This window comes from Streptomyces sp. NPDC058964 (assembly GCF_042741275.1).
In the GTDB taxonomy this organism is placed as follows: Bacteria; Actinomycetota; Actinomycetes; order Streptomycetales; family Streptomycetaceae; genus Streptomyces.
This window is the reverse complement of sequence record NZ_JBHYKH010000251.1, coordinates 1-3369: the sequence shown is the minus strand read 5'-3', so window position 1 is coordinate 3369 and position 3369 is coordinate 1. Positions and strand designations below refer to the sequence as shown.

At 74.9% G+C, this 3369-nt stretch carries 2 protein-coding genes and 1 pseudogene; 1 reads left to right on the top strand and 2 read right to left on the bottom strand.

Annotated elements, in window-relative coordinates; translation table 11 throughout:
- Positions 1–150: 150 nt before the first annotated feature.
- A complete protein-coding gene (locus ACFW2E_RS27115) occupies positions 151–1353 on the bottom strand; it encodes an MFS transporter (protein WP_384469682.1) in 1203 nt (400 codons plus the stop codon).
- A 130-nt stretch (positions 1354–1483) separates the two neighbouring features.
- On the opposite strand from ACFW2E_RS27115, the gene ACFW2E_RS27110 reads away from it, so the two are divergent.
- Complete coding sequence (locus tag ACFW2E_RS27110) at positions 1484–2065, top strand: TetR family transcriptional regulator (RefSeq protein ID WP_384469681.1); 582 nt, start codon at positions 1484–1486, stop codon at positions 2063–2065.
- 74 nt (positions 2066–2139) lie between these two features.
- On the opposite strand, the pseudogene ACFW2E_RS27105 reads toward ACFW2E_RS27110, so the two are convergent.
- A pseudogene (locus ACFW2E_RS27105) lies at positions 2140–3369 on the bottom strand (nickel transporter); the annotation flags it as partial.

Here is a 3369-nt window from a genome sequence, read left to right as displayed (position 1 = left end):
TGTAGCACAGAGCGGTCCGTCGCTGGCGAGCCGCGGCGGGGCTGGCGCACCTCCCCCGCGTCCGAACCCCGCACCCCGCCGCCCCGGGAAGGACCCCGCGGGCCCCCCCCGGCCCACCCCGGTGCCGGCCGCCCGCTCCCCGCCCGGCCGTCAGCGCCGTACCGCCGTGGTCCCCCAGCCCAGCACCAGCCACAGCCCCGCCACCGCGCAGACCCCGCCCCAGCCCCAGTGGATGAACGCGGTGCCGGCGAGGGCCGAGGCGATGGCGCCGCCCGCGAAACCCCCCACCACATAGGCGGTGTTGGCCGTCGCGGGGGCGGAGGTGGTGGTCAGCGCCAGGGTCTGGTTGGCGACGTGCGAGGCGACCAGCGCCGCGTGGACCGCGACCGCCGCCACGAACAGCGCGGGCAGGACGTGACCGCCCAGCCAGAACAGCGGCACGGAGGCGGCGGCGAGCAGATAGGCGGAGCGCACGACCCTGGCGGCGCCGAAGCGGTCCACCAGCCCGCCCGCCAGCGGCGCCACCGCACTCGCCGCCAGCCCGAACAGGCCGAACAGCCCGGCGGTCGCGGTGGACAGACCGTAGGAACGTCCTGTCAGGAGCAGTGCCAGCGAGGTCCACAGGGCGCTCCACGCCCCGTACATCCCGGCCTGCCGCAGGCAGGCGCGCCACAGGTCGGGCGAGCGGCCCACGAGTCCGGGCAGGGCGGTGAGCCCGGAGAACAGCGGCCGCCGGGGCCGCGGGTCCTCCGTGGGCAGCGCGAACGCGGTCGCCAGGCCGAGGACGGCGGTCAGCACGGCCGCCCCGGCGAACACCACCCGCCAGCCGAAGGCCTGGCCGATCAGACCGCCCAGCACGCGTGCCGCGACGATCCCGGTGAACAGTCCGGCGATGACGGCCGCGACATGGCGGGCCCGGCGGTCGGCCGGGGCACGGGCGGCGACCAGCGGGACCAGCAGCTGGGGTACGACGGTCGCCGCGGACGCCACCAGCACGGCGGCCGCCAGTGTGCCGGTCCCGCCGGCGGCCGCGCCCGCCACCAGCGCCGCCGTGGTGACCAGGGAGAGGGCGCCGACCAGGCGGCGCCGGTCGACGTTGTCGCCGAGCGGGGCGAAGAAGAGCAGCCCGGCCGCGTAGCCGAACTGGGCGACCGAGGCGATCCAGGCCACGCCGGAGGGCGTCGCGCCGAAGTCGTGGGCGATGAGCGGGAGCAGCGGGGCCGCGAGGTAGATGTTGGCGGCCGTGACGCCGGTGCAGGCGGCTATGAGGACGAGAAGAAGGGTGTGGGAGGCGTCGTTCCCGTCCCGGACGGGGGTCCGGAGCGGGTGGGCCGTGGTGGTCGCTGACGGCATGAGCGGAGGAGCTCCTTCGAGCCGACTCGGATAACTAACTGGTTGGTTGGACGACTGGGGAACAGTCTTCGCCCTCTGCCGATTCCCTGTCAACCAAATAGTTGGTTACCTGTCCCGCTACCCTGTGACCATGGCAGCAGTCAGGGACCCCGAAGCGACCAAGGCGCGCATCTTCGAGGCGGCCGTAGCCGAGTTCGCCCAGCACGGCATCGCGGGCGCCCGCATCGACCGCATCGCGAGCCAGGCCAAGGCCAACAAGCAGCTGATCTACGCCTACTTCGGCAACAAGGCGGAGCTGTTCACCCAGGTGCTCGGCAGGTCCATGGTCGATCTCGCCGCCGCCGTCCCCGTCGACCCGGACGACATCGAGGGCTGGGTCGACCGGCTGCTCGACTACCACGCAGCCCACCCCGAACTGCTGCGCCTCCTGTACTGGGAGGGCATCGAGTACGGCACCGCCGAACTGCCGGACGAGGCCACGCGCCGGGACCACTACGCGAACAAGGTCGCCGCGATCGCGGACGGCCAGGCCCGGGGCGTCATCACCGACGCCATTCCGCCCGGCGACCTGCTGATCCTGCTGGTGTCGCTGACCAACTGGTCCACCGTCGTCCCGCAGATGCGGCGCATCCTCGCGGGCGAGGAGGACAGCGACCACGAACGCCTGCGGGCCTCGATCAAGGAGGCGGTCCGCAGGCTGGTGGCCCGCTAGGTCCTGTCGTCACATCCCGTCGCGGGGCAGGCGGGGATTCGACGCCAGGGCCTGGGACAGCCCCTGGCGGTGCCCTAGTTGGTGCCGATGCGGGCGAGCAGGTCGACGATCCGGCTCTGCACCTCTTCGCTGGTCGACCGCTCGGCCAGGAACAGCACCGTCTCGCCCGAGGCCAGCCGCGGCAGGTCCGCCTGGTCCACGGCGGCCGTGTAGACGACCAGCGGGGTGCGGTTGAGCTGCCCGTTCGCCCGCAGCCAGTCGATGATCCCGGCGGAACCGGCCTGGCGCCGCTGCACCTGCATCAGGTCCATCACGACGAGGTTCGGCCTGAGCTGCCCGGCCAGCGTCACCGCGTCGGCGTCGCTCGCCGCCCGCGCGACCTGCATCCCCCGGCGCTCCAGCGTCGAGGTCAGCGCCAGCGCGATCTCCGCGTGCTCCTCGATGAGCAGCACCCGCGGCGGGTGCTGCTCACTGTCCCGTGGGGCGAGAGCCTTCAGCAGTACGGCGGGATCGGCGCCGTACGCCGCCTCGCGCGTCGCCTGTCCGAGCCCGGCCGTGACCAGGACCGGCACCTCCGCCGCCACCGCCGCCTGCCGCAGCGACTGCAGCGCGGTCCGGGTGATCGGCCCGGTCAGCGGGTCCACGAACAGCGCGGCCGGGAAGGCGGCGATCTGCGCGTCGACCTCCTCGCGCGAGTGCACGATCACGGGACGGTAGCCGCGGTCGCTCAGCGCCTGCTGGGTGGTGATGTCCGGCGCGGGCCACACCAGCAGCCGCCTCGGGTTGTCCAGCGGCTCCGGCGGCAGCTCGTCGTCCAGCGGCTGCGGGCGCGGGGCGTCCGCGATCTCGACCGCCCCGCCCGGACCGTCCAGCGGCTCGGGACCCTCGGCGGCGTTCTCGTCCGGGGCGCCTATGGCGTACGACCGTCCGGCGCCCTCGGTGGCCGGGGCAAGCCGGGACTGCCCGGCCAGGGACGGCTGTGCGGGCGGCTGCTCGGCCGGCGGATGCGGGCGGGCCGCCTGCTCCGGGCGCTGCTCGGGGCGCGCGGCCGGGTCCGGCGGCGTGCCCAGCTTGCGGCGGCGGCCGGAACCGCCCGGCATGTGCGGGGGCGGGGTGGCCGTGGGCTGCTGCACCTGGGCAGCCTGCCGGCTGAACGGCACGCCCTGCCCGAGCGTCCGCACGCTGAACGCGCGCCCCTGCGTCGAGTCGGACGAGCCGCCGGGCATCGGGGCCTCCGCGGGCAGCGGCTGCCTGCGCGCGTCCTGCACGGGCGCCGCATCCCGCGAGGGGCCCTCCGCACCGCC